The 18,285-nt window shown below is 59.6% G+C and carries 18 protein-coding genes; 6 read left to right on the plus strand and 12 right to left on the minus strand.

Annotated elements, in window-relative coordinates:
* Nucleotides 1-5 precede the first annotated feature (5 nt).
* A complete protein-coding gene (locus V2S86_RS07865; RefSeq protein WP_330761943.1) occupies nt 6-872 on the minus strand; it encodes a LysR family transcriptional regulator in 867 nt (288 codons plus the stop codon).
* Nucleotides 873-989: 117 nt separating this feature from the next.
* On the opposite strand from V2S86_RS07865, the gene V2S86_RS07870 reads away from it, so the two are divergent.
* Together V2S86_RS07870 and lpxA are read left to right on the plus strand one after the other, a co-directional pair.
* Entirely contained in the window at nt 990-2,510 is a 1,521-nt protein-coding gene (locus V2S86_RS07870; RefSeq protein ID WP_330761944.1) for an MFS transporter, read from the plus strand.
* A 234-nt stretch (nt 2,511-2,744) separates the two neighbouring features.
* Nucleotides 2,745-3,533, plus strand: a complete 789-nt coding sequence (gene lpxA / locus V2S86_RS07875) for an acyl-ACP--UDP-N-acetylglucosamine O-acyltransferase (RefSeq protein WP_330761945.1) — start codon at nt 2,745-2,747, stop codon at nt 3,531-3,533.
* A 12-nt stretch (nt 3,534-3,545) separates the two neighbouring features.
* Here lpxA and V2S86_RS07880 read toward each other — a convergent pair whose 3' ends face one another.
* The 8 genes from V2S86_RS07880 to V2S86_RS07915 all read right to left on the minus strand — a co-directional run bounded on the left by V2S86_RS07880 (nt 3,546) and on the right by V2S86_RS07915 (nt 11,693).
* On the minus strand, nt 3,546-4,493 hold the full coding sequence (locus tag V2S86_RS07880) for an ABC transporter ATP-binding protein (protein WP_330761946.1): 948 nt from the start codon (nt 4,491-4,493) through the stop codon (nt 3,546-3,548).
* Nucleotides 4,483-5,487: an ABC transporter ATP-binding protein gene (locus V2S86_RS07885; RefSeq protein WP_330761947.1), complete on the minus strand. Its 1,005-nt coding sequence runs from the start codon at nt 5,485-5,487 to the stop codon at nt 4,483-4,485. The genes V2S86_RS07880 and V2S86_RS07885 overlap by 11 nt, the downstream gene beginning before the upstream one ends.
* Entirely contained in the window at nt 5,487-6,422 is a 936-nt protein-coding gene (gene ddpC, locus V2S86_RS07890; RefSeq protein ID WP_330761948.1) for a D,D-dipeptide ABC transporter permease, read from the minus strand. The genes V2S86_RS07885 and ddpC overlap by 1 nt, the downstream gene beginning before the upstream one ends.
* Nucleotides 6,422-7,438, minus strand: coding sequence for an ABC transporter permease (locus V2S86_RS07895; RefSeq protein ID WP_330761949.1), 1,017 nt, complete (start codon nt 7,436-7,438; stop codon nt 6,422-6,424). Before V2S86_RS07895 ends, ddpC begins: the two co-directional genes overlap by 1 nt.
* Nucleotides 7,439-7,544: 106 nt before the next feature.
* Nucleotides 7,545-9,095: an ABC transporter substrate-binding protein gene (locus V2S86_RS07900; RefSeq protein ID WP_330761950.1), complete on the minus strand. Its 1,551-nt coding sequence runs from the start codon at nt 9,093-9,095 to the stop codon at nt 7,545-7,547.
* A 34-nt stretch (nt 9,096-9,129) separates the two neighbouring features.
* The gene (gene ddpX, locus V2S86_RS07905) at nt 9,130-9,693 is read right to left on the minus strand and encodes a D-alanyl-D-alanine dipeptidase (RefSeq protein ID WP_330761951.1); all 564 of its coding nucleotides are present in this window, start codon (nt 9,691-9,693) and stop codon (nt 9,130-9,132) included.
* A gap of 17 nt (nt 9,694-9,710) precedes the next feature.
* Nucleotides 9,711-10,583 carry a MurR/RpiR family transcriptional regulator gene (locus V2S86_RS07910; RefSeq protein WP_330761952.1) on the minus strand — a complete coding sequence of 291 codons (873 nt, stop codon included), beginning with the start codon at nt 10,581-10,583 and terminating at the stop codon, nt 9,711-9,713.
* 246 nt (nt 10,584-10,829) lie between these two features.
* Nucleotides 10,830-11,693, minus strand: coding sequence for a GNAT family N-acetyltransferase (locus V2S86_RS07915; protein WP_330761953.1), 864 nt, complete (start codon nt 11,691-11,693; stop codon nt 10,830-10,832).
* A 294-nt stretch (nt 11,694-11,987) separates the two neighbouring features.
* Between V2S86_RS07915 and V2S86_RS07920 the strand changes: the two genes are divergently transcribed.
* From V2S86_RS07920 to V2S86_RS07930, 3 genes are all read left to right on the plus strand, one after another.
* The gene (locus V2S86_RS07920; protein ID WP_330761954.1) at nt 11,988-12,818 is read left to right on the plus strand and encodes a mannosyl-3-phosphoglycerate phosphatase-related protein; all 831 of its coding nucleotides are present in this window, start codon (nt 11,988-11,990) and stop codon (nt 12,816-12,818) included.
* Nucleotides 12,811-14,025, plus strand: coding sequence for a glycosyl transferase (locus V2S86_RS07925; protein WP_330761955.1), 1,215 nt, complete (start codon nt 12,811-12,813; stop codon nt 14,023-14,025). Before V2S86_RS07920 ends, V2S86_RS07925 begins: the two co-directional genes overlap by 8 nt.
* A gap of 127 nt (nt 14,026-14,152) precedes the next feature.
* Nucleotides 14,153-15,349, plus strand: a complete 1,197-nt coding sequence (locus tag V2S86_RS07930) for a multidrug efflux MFS transporter (protein ID WP_330761956.1) — start codon at nt 14,153-14,155, stop codon at nt 15,347-15,349.
* 59 nt (nt 15,350-15,408) lie between these two features.
* On the opposite strand, the gene V2S86_RS07935 is transcribed toward V2S86_RS07930, so the two are convergent.
* The 3 genes from V2S86_RS07935 to V2S86_RS07945 are packed head-to-tail and all read right to left on the minus strand — an operon-like array spanning nt 15,409 to nt 17,121.
* Complete coding sequence (locus V2S86_RS07935; RefSeq protein WP_330761957.1) at nt 15,409-15,741, minus strand: NIPSNAP family protein; 333 nt, start codon at nt 15,739-15,741, stop codon at nt 15,409-15,411.
* A gap of 54 nt (nt 15,742-15,795) precedes the next feature.
* Nucleotides 15,796-16,233 carry a glyoxalase gene (locus tag V2S86_RS07940; protein ID WP_330761958.1) on the minus strand — a complete coding sequence of 146 codons (438 nt, stop codon included), beginning with the start codon at nt 16,231-16,233 and terminating at the stop codon, nt 15,796-15,798.
* A gap of 18 nt (nt 16,234-16,251) precedes the next feature.
* Nucleotides 16,252-17,121, minus strand: a complete 870-nt coding sequence (locus V2S86_RS07945) for an AraC family transcriptional regulator (protein WP_330761959.1) — start codon at nt 17,119-17,121, stop codon at nt 16,252-16,254.
* Between the two features lie 178 nt (nt 17,122-17,299).
* On the opposite strand from V2S86_RS07945, the gene V2S86_RS07950 reads away from it, so the two are divergent.
* Nucleotides 17,300-18,202 (plus strand): DMT family transporter, encoded by a 903-nt coding sequence (locus V2S86_RS07950; protein WP_330761960.1) that lies wholly within the window; start codon nt 17,300-17,302, stop codon nt 18,200-18,202.
* The last annotated feature ends 83 nt before the right edge of the window (nt 18,203-18,285 follow it).

Consider the following 18,285-nt stretch of genomic DNA (forward strand, 5'->3'; position numbering starts at 1 on the left):
CGCACTTAATCTCCCCCTGCGACAGGCAACGGCGCCGACATCTCCAGCAGTATTTTGCCGAATGCCTGCGCAGCCGCGCCCGGTTCCTCGCTGTTGACGATCAGCGTGAAATCGACGTCGGGTAATTCGGGTAGCCCATACTCGCCCTCGATCACTTTCATTCCCGGCTCCAAATCGCCGCTCGCCATGACGGCAATGCCCAGCCCCGCCAACACGGCTGCCCGTAGCCCTTGCTGGCTTTGTGAGGTGAAGGCGGTATGCCATTCGATGGCCTGACTTTCAAGAGCGGCGATCCCGGCCTCGCGGCTGACCGACGGCGCGGGTAACAACGCCAGCGGCAACGACGAGCCCGCCAGGCTGAATGTCTCAGCCGCTACCCACACCAGCTGCGTCCGCCGCAATAGCCTGCCCTCGATGCGGTTAGCCAGCGACATCACGACGGCCAAATCCAGTTCGTTGCCCTTCACCATGCCACAAAGATCCAGCCCGATACTGACATTCACCTCCAACCTGACCGCAGGAAAAGCCCGGGCAAACTGGGATAACAGCGGCGGCAATCGTTCCCCCAGAAAACTCTCCGTCAGGCCAAAGCGTACTGATCCCGACACGGGTGAGGATTCAAAGCGCCGCTGCATGGCGTCAAGCGCCTGCAAAACTTGCCCGGCGTGGCGCAGCAAATCTTCGCCGTCTTCGGTTAGCGTCAGGCGGCGCGTAGTGCGCTGCAACAACTGTCGGCCAATCTGCTCCTCGAGCCGACGGATCTGGTGACTGATCGCGGATTGGGTCAGATTCAGTTGTTGCGCCGCACGCGTAAAGCCGCCGGTTTCGGTAACCGTAACGAAGGTGCGCAGCAGTGTCGGATCAATGTTCATGGCGAGTTTTCATGATGTAAATTAATTAATGAAGATAAATTAAATCATTTCTATCATGCAACTCATTTATCCAGAATGGCTGTTCGTTTCCATCACCCTCTTTTGTGGAAAAAATTCATGACGCTCTCTCACGCCAGTAAAAATCGACTGGCACTAACGGCAATTTGCCTCGCCGCGCTGATGTTCGGCCTGGAAATCTCCAGCGTACCGGTCATACTGCCGACGCTGGAACGGGTATTACACAGTGATTTCAGCGATATGCAGTGGATTATGAATGCCTATACCCTGGCCTGTTCCGCCGTGATGATGGCCACCGGAACGCTGTCTGACCGTTTTGGCCGCAGGCGAGTTTTCATCATCGCCATTGCCGCTTTTGGCCTCACTTCCTTGCTCTGCGGCCTGGCCAACGGCTCGACGATGCTGATCCTGGGCCGCTTTATGCAAGGCATGGCGGGCGGCGCCATGTTGATTTGCCAGGTGGCTGCCCTGTCGCATCAGTTTCAGAACGGTAAACAGCGCGGCCACGCCTTCGGCATATGGGGCGTCGTTTTTGGTATTGGGTTGGGGTTCGGGCCGGCGATCGGCGGCGTTATCGTGGCGCTCGCCAACTGGCAGTGGGTATTCTTGATTCATGCGGTCATCGCCGTTCTGACACTGTTACTGGTGATTTTCAGCGTGCAAGAATCCCGCGATCCGCAGGCGGCAAAACTGGATACTCTGGGGATCGTCACACTGTCGCTGTCGGTTTTTGGGCTGGTGTATTTTATCACTCAGGGGGCCGTGTTCGGTTTCACCAGCGTTCGCGCAGGCGGTATTTTTCTCGCGACTACTCTTAGCCTGCTGCTGTTTATTTGGGTTGAGAGACGCAGCCCCTATCCGATGATGGAGTTTTCCGTGTTCAGGAATCGGCAATTTTCCGGGGCGCTGATGGGCTCCATCGGCATGAATTTCAGCTTCTGGCCCTTTATGATCTACCTGCCGCTCTATTTTCAAATTGGGCTGGGCTATGACAGCCTGGCCACAGGTTTGTCGCTGCTCGCTTATACGCTTCCCACGCTGATCTTTCCCCCGGTGGGCGAGCGATTGGCTCTGCGTTATCACCCTGGAACCGTCATCCCCGCCGGGTTATTCACGCTTGGGCTGGGTTTCCTGCTGATGAAATCAGGCGGCGAACATGCAGGCGGATTGGCTATGCTGCCGGGGTTACTTATCGCCGGTATCGGCCTGGGTATCACCAATACCCCGGTGACCAATACCACCACAGGTTCGGTGTCGAATGCCCGCGCCGGCATGGCCTCCGGGATAGACATGAGCGCCAGAATGATCGCGTTGGCTATCAATATTGCGGTCATGGGGTTTATCTTGCTGGCGGGGGTTTACGCTTATCTGCGACAAACGCTGCCCGAATCATTAGATACCCTGCCACTGAGTTCGGTGGCGGAGCAGATAGTGGCGGGTAATCTCACCGCGTTGAAAACACTCCCCGAATGGGATGCCCTGGCGCCGCTGGTTCATGCTGCGTTGACGCAAAGTTTTGGCCTGGTAATGCTGTACGGCGGCCTCGGTGCCTGGGCGTTGGCTGCGGCCAGCCTGACGATTTTCGCCCCCTGGAAAACCGCAGCCGTGACCCACGGGTAATAACATTCCGTTATTACCGAATGGTTCATAAAATAAATAAAATATAATCGGGTGGTCTGAGCGTGGCGAGGGCTTATGCTGGCCTCAGACAACTTTGTTGCACCTGGCCCAGAGGCAAACCCTCATGGCCGCACTTTCTTGTTTTTCCCCTGATTAATCCAGAATCCGGCTTAATGGTTAACCGATGTCTGGCCTGGCTGAAGGATACGCCACGCGCCGCCATCAGGAAGCAGCATGATTTCTCCTTCTGCCCGTATTGCCGCCAGCAGCGTGATTGAGCCTGGCGTGATTATCGGTGCGCGCGTGCGCATCGGCCCTTTTTGCTTCATCACCGCCGGCGTTGAGATTGGCGAAGGCACCTCTATCGCCTCTCACGTGGTGATTAACGGCCTGACGCGCATCGGCCGCGACAACGTCATCGACCAGTTTTCCTCGATCGGCGAAGCCGGCCAGGATTTGAAATACGCCGGTGAGCCGACCACGCTCACTCTCGGCGATCGCAACCGCATCGGCAAATACGCCACCCTGCATCGCGGCACCGCACAAGGTTGCCGCCACACCGCGATCGGCGATGACAACCATCTGCGGGATAATGTGCATATTGCCCATGACTGCATCATTGGCAACGCCACGCATATCGGCAATAACAGCGGTCTGGCCGGTCATGTGGAGCTGGGAGACGGCGGTTGGGTCGGCGCGCGCTGTGCGGTGCATCAATTTTGCATTATCGGTGCCCACGCACGATTGGCCGACGGCACCCTCGCGGTGCAGGATCTGCCGCCGTTCGTCCAGGCCGGCGGCAACCGCGCCAAACCGGATGGCCTGCATCTGCTGGCACCGGCCTTTCTGGCCGCCGACGAGCAACAGCAGCGGGTCATTCATTCGCTTTACGCCATGTTGTATCACCAGTCGATGGCGCTGGAAGACGTGCGGCAAGAGGCTGCCCGTCTCGGCGTGGAATACCCGTTACTGCGGCTGTTCACTGATTTTTTTGCCCGCTCTACGCGGGGCATCATTCGCTGAACGCTGTGGCCGTCACGCCACTTTATGGCAGCGCACCGCCGTCCCCCCCAGATTCACCCGCAGCGTTTGCGGCATCTGGCAGCCTTCCCCGGCGTAGGGACAACGCTCGCGGAAAAAACACCCCAGCGGCAACTGGCGATTGCCCGGCAACTCCCCTTTGCGATCTTCAATCGTGGTGTCGCTCAGCGCACGTCCGGCGCGCGGCACCGAATCCAGCAGCAGTCGGGTATAAGGATGCTGCGGCTGGCGCAATACCTGCGCGGTTGGCCCCAGCTCAACGATCTGCCCCAAATACATCACCGCCACCCGATCGCTCATGTGCTGAACCACCGAAACGTTATGCGAGATCAGCACATAGGTCAGATTGCGCTGGCGTTGCAGCTCCACCAACAAGTTAAGGATCTGCGCCTGCACCGAGATATCCAGCGCCGACGTCGGCTCGTCCAGCACGATGATATCCGGTTGCGAGGACAGCGCGCGGGCAATCGAGATACGTTGGCGCTGGCCACCGGAAAACTCATGCGGCAGCCGGTCAATAGACTCCGGCCGCAGGCCAACCTGTTGCGCCAGTTCGGCCGCCAGCGCCCGCCGCTCTGCCACGCCGTTATGCTGCTGCACGTAGACCGGTTCGGTGATAATGCGCCATACCGGCAGGCGCGGGTCGAGCGACGACTGCGGATCCTGAAACACCATCTGCATGCCGCTGCCAAACCAGGAGCCACCGGAACGGGCGCGCAGCAACTCGCCGCTGCTGGGCTTCAACAATCCCATCAGCAGTTGCGCCAAGGTGCTTTTGCCACAGCCGGATTCGCCGACGATCCCCAGGGTCTCGCCGCGCATGATGTTGAGATCCAGCCCGTTGAGCGCATGGACATATTCTCTCGGCTTACCGCGCCAATTATAGCTGGCGGGAAAGCGCAGCCGCACGTCGCGCAGTTCCAGTAGCGCTTCAACCTTCATTTTGCACCTCCAGATCGATAGACTGCGGATGCCAGCAGGCCACCCGTTGCGTCGGGTCAGCGGCTAATGGCGCCAACGGCGGCGTTTGTCGGCATTGGCCGCTGGCGTAGCGGCACCGGTTGCTGAATGCGCAGCCCGGCGGCAATGCGCTCAAATTGGGCACCGTACCGGGAATGGCCCGCAGCAGGCTGCGCGGTTCGGCGCGTTCCGGTGCCGCCAGCAACAACCCAATGGAATACGGGTGGCGCGGGTGGTCAATCACCCGCGCGGTGGCGCCGCTTTCGATCACGTGCCCGGCGTACATGACATATACCCGGTCGCAAAGCTGCGACACCACCGCCATATCGTGAGTAATAAACAGCACCGCCGTGCCGCTGGCACGAGCCTTCTGTTGCAGCAGGCGCAGCACCTGCCGCTGCACCGTAACATCCAGCGCCGTGGTCGGTTCGTCGGCGATAATCAGCTCCGGTTCGCAGGAAAACGCCATGGCGATCAGCACCCGTTGGCGCATGCCGCCCGACAGCTCAAACGGATAGCGCTCCATCACCCGTTCCGCATCGGCAATTTGCATTTCACGCAACAACTGGAGCGCCTTGTCACGCGCCTGCCGCGCCGACAGCCGCTGGTGCAGGCGGATCACCTCGCACATCTGGCGGCCGATTTTCCGCGTCGGGTTCAGCGCACTCATCGGCTCCTGAAAAATCATCGATACCCGGGCACCGCGCAGTCGGCGCATTTGCCGCTCGCTGGCGCCGAGCACGTCGGTGCCCAATACCTCCAGCGAACCGCCGGTCACGTGGTAACCCTCTTCGGCCAGCAGGCGCAGGGTCATCATCGCCGTTACCGACTTGCCGGAGCCGGATTCCCCCACCACGCCGACGATTTCGCCGGCCTTGACCTGCAACGAAACACGGTTGAGCGCTTTGACGCTGCCGCCGTAAACCGGAAATTCCAATTGCAGCTCATCAATCGATAAAACCGTAGTGTCACTCATCAACGCCCCCGGGTTTTAGGATCCAGCAGGTCGCGCAGACCGTCGCCGAACAGGTTGAAGCCGGTGGCGGTAATCAGGATCGCCGTACCGGGAAAGGCCGAATACCACCACTGGTCGAGCACATAGTTGCGGCCGTTGGCCACCATCGCCCCCCATTCGGCGGTCGGTTGTTGGGCACCAAGGCCGATAAAGCCCAGCGTGGCGGCCATCAGGATGGCGGTACCGATATCCAGCGACGCCTGCACCACCAACGGCGGCATGACGTTGCGCAGTACATGCCAGCCGATCAGGTGCCAGCGCGAAGCGCCAAAGGTGCGAGCCGCCTGCATATAAGCCTGATGCCGTAACGTCAGCGTCTGCCCGCGCGCCAGCCGCACGTAAAACGGAATACGCACCACAGCAATCGCCAGCATGGCGTTGAACAGGCTTGGCCCGAGCGCGGCCGCCAGCGCCATGGTAAGCACCAGCGAAGGCACCGACAGCATGATGTCCATGCAGCGCATGATCAACGCATCCACCGTGCCGCCCATCACGCCGGAGAAACAGCCGAGCAGCGAGCCAATTCCGCCCGCCAGCACCACCACCGCCAGCCCGGCGGCTACCGACTGCCGGCTGCCGACCAGTACCCGACTGAACAGATCGCGGCCCACTTCGTCGGTGCCGAACCAGTGTTCGGCCGAAGGCGGCAGCAACCGTGCGGTCAGATCAATGGCGTCCGGATTGTGCGGCGCCAGCCAGGGTGAAAACAGCATCAAAAACAGCACGCAGAACATGATGGCGGCGCCCAACAGCGTCAGCGGGCTGCGCCGTACCCGATACCAGGCGCGCCGCGCGCCAACAAAGCGCAGCACGGGTTCCGCCGCCGGCGGTGGCTCGATGTGAGACGGCGGTTGTTCAAGTTGAGACGACGGTTGTTCAAGTTGAGACATAGTCATTAGCCCTCGCGCCCCATTCGCGGGTCGATCCACAAATAAAGCAGGTCGACGATCAAATTAACCATCACATAGGCAAAAGACACCACCACGGCAAAGCCCATCACCGCCGGGAAATCCAGCGCCTGAATGGAATCCACCACGTAAGCGCCCATGCCTGGCCAGGCGAACACCGTTTCGGTCAGCACCGCGCCGTACAGCAAATCCCCCAACGCCAGCCCCAGAACCGTCACCGAAGGGATCAGCGCGTTCGGCAGCGCGTGGCCGAGTACCACTCGCCAGTGCGAAAGGCCGTTGGCGCGAGCGGTGCGGATATAGTCTTCGCCCAGTTGTTCAAGCATCGCCGAGCGGATTTGCCGCGCCACCACCCCGAGGTGTACGAACGCCAGGGTCAGCGCCGGCAGGATCAGGTGTTGCAGGCTGTTCCAAAACGCGTCGCCGTTGCCGGTCAGCAGCGAATCCAGCAGGTAAAAACCGGTAATAGGGGTGGGCGGATCCAGCCAGTCGTCCAGCCTGCCGCCACCGGGCAAGACGTTCAGTTGGCCGTAAAACAAAATGATCACCCCCAGCCCCAGCCAGAACGCCGGCGTGGAGATGCCGGTCACCGACAGCAGGCGCACCAGATGATCGGGCCATTTATTGCGGTAAACCGCCGACAGCACGCCGAGCGGCACGCCCAGCGCGATCGCCAGCAGCAAAGCGCAAAACGCCAGTTCCAGCGTCGCCGGGAAGAAGGCCCGCAGGTCGTCCAGCACCGGCCGCCCGGTGCGGATAGACGTGCCCAGATCGCCGTGCAGCAGATCCAGCACATAGCGGCCAAACTGCACGTATAACGGCTGGTCCAGCCCCAGTTGCTGGCGAATATGCCGGACGATTTCCTCGCTGGCGCGATCGCCGGCCAGCAGCCGCGCCGGATCGCCGGGGATCAGGTGCGAGATGGTAAAGGTGATGACGCACACCCCGAACATCACCAGCACCAGCCCCCAGCAGCGCTGGCGGATAAGGCTCCAAATGTTCATAGTCGTTTCCCGTGGCGCAAGGGGGCAGCCAAACGGCTGCCCGAATTTGATTGCACAACCTAATAATGGGCTTTGGCAATCCTCTGAATAATTAACCGAAAGAGAATTACTTGCTCATCTGCCCAACGTTGAACACCTGTTCCAGCATCGGGTTATACACAAAGCCCTTCACCTCTTTGTTCATCGCCACCTGATAGTTTTTCTGGAACAGATAGACGTAGGCCGCCTGGTCGATGACGATTTTCTGCGCCGCCTGATAATCGGCGGTGCGCACTTGCTGATCGGACACTGAGACCGCTTTTTTCAGCAGCGCATCCACCTGCGGATCGCTGTAGAACGAGCGGTTGCCCGGTAGCCCTTTTTTGTCGGATTCGAACCAGTAGTTCATGAACATGTAGGGGTCGGCGAAGTCCGGGCTCCAGTTGCCGATGGCGATGTCGTAATTGCCCTGGCCGATGCGATCGCGCATGGTAGCGTTAGCCAGCTTCTCCAGTTTGACGTTAATGCCTACCGTCGCCAGGCTGGCCTGCACCGAGAGCGCTATCGCCTCCCAGTTCGGATCGCTGACCGAATACAGGAAGTTCAGCGACGCCGGCTTGTCTTTCACCGCCGCCAGCGAACTCTTGGCCTTGTCCGCATCCAGGCTGTACTGCTGCGCGGCGGCGTCGTAGCCCCACATGCCTTCCGGGATCGGTCCGCGCATCTGTTTGCCGTTGCCGCCGAGAATGCCCTTCACCATGCCCTGATAATCCACCGCATAAGAGATGGCGCGGCGCAAATCCACCTGATTCAGCGGCGCTTTGCCGTTGTTCAGGTACAGATAGGTAACGCGCAACGAAGGAAACTCATTGACCGCCACCTTGTTTTCGCTTTTCAGCGCCGTGAGCTGGTCGATGGGCAGAGATTCGGCGATATCCAGATCGCCGCGCGTCAATTGCAGGCGGCGGGTGGCGCTTTCGGCGATGATTTTCACCGTTACGCGTTTGAACGCCGGTTTGGCCCCGCCGTAATGCGGATTGGGCACCAGTACCAACTGCTGGCCCTTCTGCCAGCGATCCAACTTGTAAGGGCCGGAACCTGCGCTGTGATTCGCCAGCCAGGCTTTGCCCTCGTCGGCCGGATTGGCCTTGGCGATCGCCGGGTTGACGATGCCGGCGCCGTCATTGGCCAGCGTGTAGAGGAACGGGGCAAACGGCGTTTTCAGCGTGAAACGCACCGTCAGCGAATCCACCACCGTCACCTGCAGATCTTTCGGGAAGGCTTCTGACGGCCCCTGGCCGATCTTCATCAACCGTTCAAACGACCATTTCACCGCCTCGGCGTTAACCTCGCTGCCGTCGTCAAACTTGTTGCCCGGCTTGAGCTTAAAGGTCCAGACCAATTGATCGTCCGAAGCGGCCCAGCTTTCCGCCAGTTCGCCTTCAACCTGGGTGGAGCCTTTGCCGCCTTCGGTTTTGTATTGCACCAACCGCTGGTAGGCAGGGTAAGTTACCGTCCAGTCGTTGTTATCGATGGTTACGGCCGGATCCAGCGTCTGCGGGTCGGCCGCTTTGCCGATCACCAGCATATCCTTGGGTACCGCCGCCTGCGCCGGCGCCAAACCGGCCAGACCCACAGCGACTGCCACCGCCAGCGCGGCGTATTTAACTTTGCTCATAAACTGACTCCTGGTGTGTTGAAGGTGCGTCGTTTTAATCGTAAGAAAAACAGCCGAAGCGATCGGCCAACAGCGGATAGTCACCGGCGTTGGGCAGCTCAAAATGCCACCACTCGCTGGCGATGCCGCAAAACCCCCCGGCGGCCATCACCGCATTCAGCAATAGCCGGTTGCGCTGCACCTCGGGAGGAAAATCGGGGTAAAACGGATGGGAACGCTCGCTCATCTCATCAAAGCCGGTGCCCATATCGAGCGCCGCGCCCGCCGCATCCAGCAGCGTCACGTCGATAGCCACGCCGCGGCTGTGGTGCGAGCCGGTTTGGGTGCTGGTGACATATTGCGGATCCGGGCACGCCAGCCACAGCAGCGCCTGCGCCTGTTGCGGCCGATAGGCGTCAAACACCTTTAGCGATAAACCGGCAAGCCGCGCCGCCAGCAGGCAGCGTTTCAGCCCGCGTACCGCATCGGGATGCAACAGGCAGCGGTTTTCGCGGTAGATAGGCCGGCCGGTGAGGTTATCGGCGCCGGCGTATTTCAACTCGATCGGCAGATCGGGAAACGCCTCGGCCAGATCAACTAAGGTTACATTGTCACTCATTACCTGTTCCCATGCGGTTAAGATTCAAATTGGCCCAGTTCTTTTTGCAGAAGGCGGTTGTTGGCCAGCCGTTGCTCCACCGCCGCGCCGCCCTGTTCCAGTACCGAGGACAGCAGCAGGTTGAACAGGCAACTGAGCGGCGCCAGCGAATCCCAAAACTGGCCGGTATCGGTTTTCACCTGCAGCAGGTCAATCGGGTAGTCCCGCGCCCACGGGCAGTAAATGTCGGTGATCAGCGCCAACCGCAGCCCGCGCGCGCAGGCCGCCTGACAATATTGCCGGGCGATGGTCGAGTAGGCGCGAGTGTCGGTCAGCACCAGATAGGGCGCGCTAAATTCCGAATTGAGCGATTCCACGTAGGTCCCGGACAGCCCGTCGGCGTAATAGACCCTGGGCCGCAGATACTCCAGATGGCTGTAAAAGGCGTTGGCGATGCCGCGCGTCGACTGGATCCCGACCACAAACACCGCTTCTGCCTGCGCCAGCTGGCGGCTGATGTGGTTGAACGCCTCCCCGCCGGCCAACCGGTAAACGTGTTCTATCGCTTCCAGTTCCAGCGTTAACGCCTGGCGCAGCTTTTGCGGCTGTGGCTGATCGCGCCGCCGGCGGTAAGCGCCCAGACGATCGGTGACGCCCCAGGGTTGGTACAGCGCCGCCCCTTGTTCACGCAGCGTACGTTTCAGATCGTCGAGATTGCGGTACCCCAGGCTGCGCAGATAGCGGCCGACCGAAATGCCGCTGGTCGCCGTGCTGCGGGCGATGCCGTCGGCGGTTTCAAACGGCACCTGCGCCAGATTGGCCAGCAGATAACCGGCAATACGCTTGCCGGTCGGGGTTTGTACCGCGAATGACGCTTCTATTTGTGCGATCACATCAGGATGGTCTGCCATAGTTCGCCCGCTGTTGGTGAGTTGTCATCAAACCGCTGTCTGTTACTCAGGTAACAAAGACTGATGATGACAATGCATGGCCTGTGCCAATTGCGGACTTTCTGGGGATATTTCACGCGCGGCGGCGTACGGCGGCGCAGGAACGGCAAAACCTGCGGTTACAGCAAAGTCATCTGTTGATAACTATTGCACAACAATTGGGCAATGCATCTGGCGATGCACCGCCGTGGCACCTGATTTTCAATTTTATGACAGCGCTTGCGAAAACAATGCAAAAGTCTGCACGCTCGCAGGATCCGGTCTATGAGGCGCGCCGCGCACCATGATGGCGGGCGTGTCCACGCTGGGCAAACCGCGCTCGACCAACCAGGGGCCGAGGCTGTTGGCCTGCGGCGTGTCGATACGCACAAACTGGCCGGTGCAGGGCCGGCACAGCGCGTCGATTAACCCGACGGCGGAGGCAATATCGGGCGCGATTACCGGGCCGATCATGTTGCCATGACCAAAGCGGCGACGCACCGCGAAACCGACGGCAATCCCCTGCCGTTCCAGCACCAGCGCCTGCCCGGCGCTACTCAGCAATGTCTCCAGCAGCGGCTGACGCCGCATGCCGCAAGCGGCGAAATCCAGCTCGGCCAGGGTCGATAGATCCTGCAGTGATGCCGGGCGCAGGGTAACGCCCTCCGGCAAAGGCACGGCGTCGCGAGCAGGCAACTCCCGGCATTGATGCTGTGCCAGCCGCCCCTGTTCGATAAACCCCAACTGCCGATACAACGGCTTGCCCTGTTCGGTAGCCACCAGGTGCAGTTGATGGTCAGCCAAGGGTGCCATCAGCGTTTGCACCATTTCCCTGGCGATGCCTTGCCCGCGATGCCGTTCGTCGACAATCACCAACCCCAACGTGGCGCGATCCTCCCCCCACGACCAGCCCAAAGCGGTGCCGACCGTCTCGCCGTTGGCCACCGCGACCACTCCCATCCCCAATGCCCACGCCTGCTGCCAATCCTCCAGGCGGTGAGGCCAGCGCGCCTGTTGCGACAGCCCGAACGCCGCCGGCAGATCCCGTTCAATCATCGGGCGCAGGTGAATGCTTTGCTTTTCCTCGGGCACGTTTGCCTCCTGATTCAATAGGGATAATTTTACTGGGTAGCGAAAATCGCCTCCCCGCAGAGTAGCAGATTCGGTTCTGCGTGGTGCATTGCTTATGGCAGCCAAGACTTGCACCCCCTGCGATAAGCCGTTAGGGTAAATTGTGATTCGCATCACAATTTTCACCTGAGGGAGTCACGGCGCCTAGGGTAAACACCCTCGACAACGCCACGCGCCGTTTCTCCGTCGGTCTACCTGACAACAAAGTAATCAACCTGTTTATCAGCGAATTGCGCACGATATCATGGAGATGAAATGCTGAAACCGAGCCCCAATCTGTTAATTTTCACCGATCTGGACGGTTCGCTGCTGGATCACCACAGCTACCGCTGGCAGGCTGCGCAGCCCTGGCTGGAACGGCTGGCGCGCACGCAGACGCCGCTGATTATCGCCACCAGTAAAACCGCCGCAGAAGTCGCCCCGTTGCAGCGGCAACTCGGGCTGAGCCAGTGGCCGTTTATTGCGGAAAACGGCGCGCAGATTGTCTTCCCCGCGCAATGGCGCGATCGCCCCGACTGTCCGACCAAGCACCTGGGTGCAGATTACCCCCGCCTTTGCGCCACGCTGCGGGAACTGCGCAGCCAGACCGGTTTTGCCTTTCAGGGCTTTGCCGATGTGGATGACGCAACCGTCGCGCAATGGACAGGTTTAACGCGCGATCAGGCGCATCTGGCGCGCCGGCGTGCCGGTTCTGAACCCTTGCGCTGGGCCGGTAACGATGCACAACTTGCCCAGTTTCGCGCACTGCTCGCGCAGCACAATCTCGAGTTGACCCAGGGCGGACGCTTTTATCACGTGATGAGCGCGGCCGTCAGCAAAGGCAATGCCGCCCGTTGGTTAACCGCGCGTTACCAGTCCATGCAAGCGCGCCCTTTCACCACCCTCAGTCTGGGCGACGGCCCCAACGACATTTCCCTGTTGCACGCCAGCGACCTGGCGGTGCTGATCCGAGGGCAGCAGGACAAACCTCTTGATTTACCGGGCAGTTTCTCCGGCCAGCTGTACCGTACGCGCCTGCAAGGCCCCGAGGGCTGGTGCGAAGGATTGGATCATTTTCTGATTAACGGGAGATCTCACCATGAGTGATTTTTATCAAGATGGCATCATCACCAACTTTCACAATCTCGCACAGCGCGAATTGTCCGAACTGGAATACGAGTTGCAGGTCTTTTCCGGCCGCAACACCATGGGGCTGATTCTGCCTTCGCTCTATTCCGAGCTGGAAGGTCCGGCACTGGACAAGATCGTCGATGTTTTGGCGCAGGTGCCCTATCTGGAGGAGATCGTCATTGGCCTGGATCGCGCCGACCATGAGCAATTCCTGCATGCAAAAAGCTTTTTCTCCCGCCTGCCGCAGCGCCACCGCATTTTATGGAACGACGGGCCGCGCCTGACGGCGATCGCCGACCAACTCAGCGCCGAAGGGCTGGCACCCAACGAACCGGGCAAAGGCCGCAACGTGTGGTTTTGCGTCGGTTACACTCTGGCTTCACGCCGTTCCAGCTGTGTGGCACTGCACGACTGTGACATTGTCACCTACGATCGCCGCATGCTGGCACGCCTGTTGTATCCGGTGGCTAACCCGCATTTTCATTACGATTTCTGCAAGGGTTACTATGCCCGGGTGGCTAACGGCAAGCTGAATGGCCGGGTCGGCCGGTTGCTGGTGTTTCCTCTGCTGAAATCACTGCAGAAAGTCTACGGCAATTCGGATTTTCTCGACTATCTGCGCAGCTACCGCTACCCGCTTTCGGGGGAGTTCGCCATGCGCACCCACATTCTCAACAACCTGCGCATTCCCAGCGACTGGGGGCTGGAGATCGGCGTATTGTCGGAAGTCCACCGCAATACAGCCACTAATAGAATCTGCCAGGTGGATATCGCCGATAATTACGATCATAAGCACCAGCCGATGTCGGAAGAGGATCCGCATAGCGGCCTGCAGCGTATGGCGGGCGATATCACCAAGGCGCTGTACCGCAAACTGGCGATCCAGGGGGTGCCGATCACCAGCGATTCTTTTCGCGTGCTGCGCGCCACCTACTACCGCACGGCGTTGGATATGATCGACGCCTTTGAGCACGATGCCAAAATGAACGGTCTGGATTTCGATCGCCACAGCGAAGAATCAGCGGTCGAACTGTTCTCTCGGGTAATTTCTCAGGCCGGGCACGCCTTCAGCGAAAACCCCGGCGATAAACCCTTTGTGCCAAGCTGGAACCGCGTACAATCCGCCTTCCCGGATATCCTCCAGCGGCTGTATGACGCCGTAGAACAGGACAACCAGAAATAACTGCCTGCGCCCGCCGCCAGGCGGGTTTTACTTTTCCTCACTTATTTCGCCACCCGCGCCTGATAACCGGTGTTATTATTATCCTGCTCAATAATGTCCTCTTAATTCAAAGTGGTACGACAAGTTGATGGAAGCGTGGAAACTCAATCTGATTTCGGTTTGGCTCGGCTGTTTCTTCACCGGGCTGGCGATGAGCCAGATCCTCCCTTTTCTGCCGCTGTATATTGAACAGCTCGGCGTCAGCGGCCACCAGTCGCTCAGCATCTGGTCGGGGTTGGTGTTTAGCGCCACCTTTTTGGTCTCTGCGCTGGTATCGCCGCTGTGGGGCAGCCTGGCGGACCGCAAAGGCCGTAAACTGATGCTGCTGCGTGCCTCGCTGGGGATGGCGATCGTTATTGTGCTGCAGGGCATGGCGACCCACGTTTATCAGCTGTTTGCGCTGCGCGCGTTGATGGGACTGACCTCCGGTTATATTCCCAACGCCATGGCGCTGGTGGCCTCGCAGGTGCCGCGTGATAAAAGCGGTTGGGCGCTGGGCACTTTATCTACCGGCCCGGTTTCCGGGGTGATCGTCGGCCCGCTGCTGGGGGGCCTGATGGCTGACCATCTGGGCCTGCGCGTGGTGTTTTTCGTTACCGCCGGGCTGATGTTCGTCAGCTTCCTCATTACCCTGTTCCTGATAAAAGAACGCCATATCGAGGTGAAAAAGGCCGATCGACTGAGCGGCAAGGCGGTATTCCAGTCGCTGCCTTATCCGGCGTTGATCGTCACGCTGTTCATCAGCACGCTGATGATCCAAGTGGCCAATTCCTCCATCAGCCCGATCCTGACGCTGTTCATCAAGGATTTGTCCGGCGACGGCGGCAATATCGCGTTTATCAGCGGCATGATCGCTGCCGTTCCCGGCATTGCCGCGTTGGTTTCCGCGCCGCGTCTCGGCCGGCTTGGCGACCGTATCGGCACCGCCCGCATTCTGATGGCGGCGCTGGGGTTGACCACCCTACTGTTCGCCATCATGGCCTGGGTGCAGACGCCGCTGCAATTGGGGATCTTGCGCTTCCTGCTGGGGTTTGCCGATGGTGCCCTGATGCCCGCAGTACAGACGCTGCTGCTGAAGTATTCCTCCGATCAGGTGACCGGCCGCATCTTCGGTTATAACCAGTCGTTTATGTACCTCGGCAACGTGGTCGGCCCGCTGATAGGCTCCAGTGTTTCCGCGTTGATGGGCTTTCGCTGGGTGTTTGCGGTAACGGCGGCACTGGTGCTGATCAATTGCCTGTTGCTGCGCAGCCAGTTTAGAAAGGTGGAAAGCGTACGCAAGTGAGCCGCAGTGTGGTTCAGAACAGGGAAGTACCGTTATTGCCTTAACGCTATTTGGACAGGCTAAACCCGCATCGCATCCAGCGCCGCGTTGTTGATTGTCAGTACAGCCTTGAGGCTTTGCTCAATCCTGTCGATAATCGCCTCTCTCGGACCCATTCGCCAGGCATCGCTTTTGTAGAACTCATCCTGGGCACTTTCAAGATGTTCGACACTGTCAAAAGCGCGAATCAGAAAGTACGAATCTGCATCGTGCAAAGAGTTTCCGAAGCGGACGACGTCGATCCCCGCCTTACGATGCAAAGGGACGCTGGTTTCCATCATGATCTTGTGAAAATCGCGGCCAGTCCCCTTCTTCAGAGTGTAAGTCAGTATCTCTACGATTTTGTTTTCCATCCATGATCCCTCATAAGCCAACAGCAAAACCCCCTAACGGGCCATGATTGTAATTCAGTCGCGCAGCCAGGGCGTGAAAGTGACGCCGATCAGCAACCCTTCCGGGCTGAGCAGGCGGGTGACGCTCTGGCCCCAGGGCTCTTCGCGGTTGGCGACCAGCAGGCGGTAACCCTTGTCGATCAAGCCTTGGGTGGCCAGCGCCATGTCGGCGACGTCAAACTCCATCCAGGCCTGCGGCACCGGCAGATCGGCCGGCCATTGTTCGCTGCCGAAGCAAGATTGCGCCGCCTGCGCCAACGGCCACAAGGCAAAGTGCTTCACCCCTTCCAGCGCGCCATGCTCGGCCAGCAGATAATCGGCATTGCCGGGCATCGGCTTGAGCGGCAGCCCCAGCGCATCAACATAAAACGCCTTGCTGTGTTCCGTTTGCTGGGTAATCGGCCCAAATCCGGCGATAAACAACACGCCAAGTCCTGCGAACTGCTGTTCCATGTTCTCTCCTGTTTGGGGTTAACGCCCTTGGCGCATCTGCATAGGAGCAAATCCGTAGGCCGCTTTGAAGCGGTTGCTGAAATGGCTGGCAGAGCTGAAACCGCATTCCAGCGCAATCTGCGTCAGCGGCAGCAGGCTGTGGCGCAGCAATTTTTCCGCCTGTTGCAGCCGTGTGCGCATCACAAACTGGTGTGGTGCCAGGCCGGTGTCATGTTTGAACATGCGAGCGAAGTGGAATTCACTCAGCCCGGCCTGTGCCGCCAGGTCCGCCAGCAGCAGCGGCTTGTCGAGATGTTGTTCGATATACTCTTTTACCCGCCTGGCCACCGCTGGCGCCAGGCCGCCGCGCACTCTCGGCAAAGCCCATTGCAGTTGGCTGTAGCGCTGAACCAGATGCGACATCAGCAGGGTTGCAGCACTGCTGAGCGCCAACTGATTGGCGCGCTCCTGCCAGTTGCAGTCAAGCAAAAACCGGCGATACAGCAGCGTAATTTGCGGATCCTCAGCGAAAGCGCGCGGTTCGAGATTGATCGCCGCCGGGCTGCGATCCCAGGTTTGCTCCACCACTTGTCGCAGATGCCGGTCGGTGCAGTAAAAATGCACGAAAGACAAATCGCTGCGCACGTCCCAGGTGGATTCATACTGGCGAGGCATAATGCAGAAACGGTCCGGCCCGCCGCCGTTCTTCCAGCCGCCGGGCACTTTTTGATAGCACTCGTAGCCATCGGCGACATAGAGGCTCAGGGTATGGTGATCGGCGCTTTCCTGGGTAATGCGATCGTCACGGTTGGACCAGGCGGCCAGCTCCACGCCGGAACCCAACTGCACGCTGTTGTGCAACTGCGCTTTATGTTCCCGCAGTGTTTCAAATGCCTTGTATCTGGACATCGCCGGCCCCGCCTCACTGAATTGTCTTCAGTGTAAAGAGTGACGCCACACCGCACCAGCCTACGGCCCGCGCTTTTGCCAAAAAAAGCGCAAGAATATGCAATTGTGCGCAAAGCGCTGAAAGCGCGACAGCGAGCAACGGCGGATACTGCGGCAATCTATTTTGCCGGAGTCGATTATGAACGTGCTGTTGTACCTTGCCGTGGTGCTGATTTGGGGCACCACCTGGATTGCGATTACCCTGCAACAGGCAGGACCGGTAGCCATTCCGGTGTCGATCAGTTACCGCTTCGTGGTTTCCGCTGCGGTGATGTTGCTGATTCTGCTGCTGGCGCGCCGCCTGCGCCGCATTGCGCTGCGTGATCACCTGTTTTGCATCCTGCAAGGCTGCTGTGTGTTCGGCTTTAACTTCTACTGTTTCTATCATGCGGCGGCCTATATCAGCAGCGGGTTGGAATCGGTGATTTTCTCGATGGCGGTGCTGTTCAATGCCGTCAACGGCATGATCTTCTTCCGGCAGCGCCCCAGCCCAAACTTGCTGCCTGCGGCGGTACTGGGCCTGACCGGGATCGTCGCCCTGTTCTGGCAGGATCTGGTCACCACGCAAATGGCGCCGGAACTGTTGCAAGGCATCGGACTGAGCGCGCTCGGCACCTACGGTTTTTCGCTCGGTAATATGATCAGTTCACGCCATCAACGGCGCGGGCTGGACATTCTTTCCACCAATACTTATGCAATGAGTTATGGCGCAATCCTGATGGCACTGATCGCCCTGGCCCAGGGCGCATCCTTCCAGATTGAGTTCAGCACCCGTTATATCGGCTCATTGCTGTATCTGGCGATTTTTGGCTCGGTGATTGCCTTTGCCGCTTACTTCAGCCTGCTTGGCCGCATCGGCGCAAGCGCTGCGGCCTACAGCACCCTGCTGTTCCCGCTGGTGGCGCTGAGCATCTCGACACTTTATGAAGGTTACCAGTGGCACCTCAACGCGGTGATCGGCCTGTGCCTGATCCTGTTGGGGAATCTGGTGATGTTCGCCAAGCCCGGCATGTACGCCGCGTTATGGCGGCGGGCGGCGTAAGGAGAAACTGCAATACAGCGACGAATCTTACAAGCGCCCCTCATAGAATTTACCGGGCTGTGCCATGTACCGCAGCGTAGAGA

This window comes from Serratia sp. C2(1), from assembly GCF_036352655.1.
Classification (GTDB): Bacteria; Pseudomonadota; Gammaproteobacteria; order Enterobacterales; family Enterobacteriaceae; genus Serratia; species Serratia inhibens.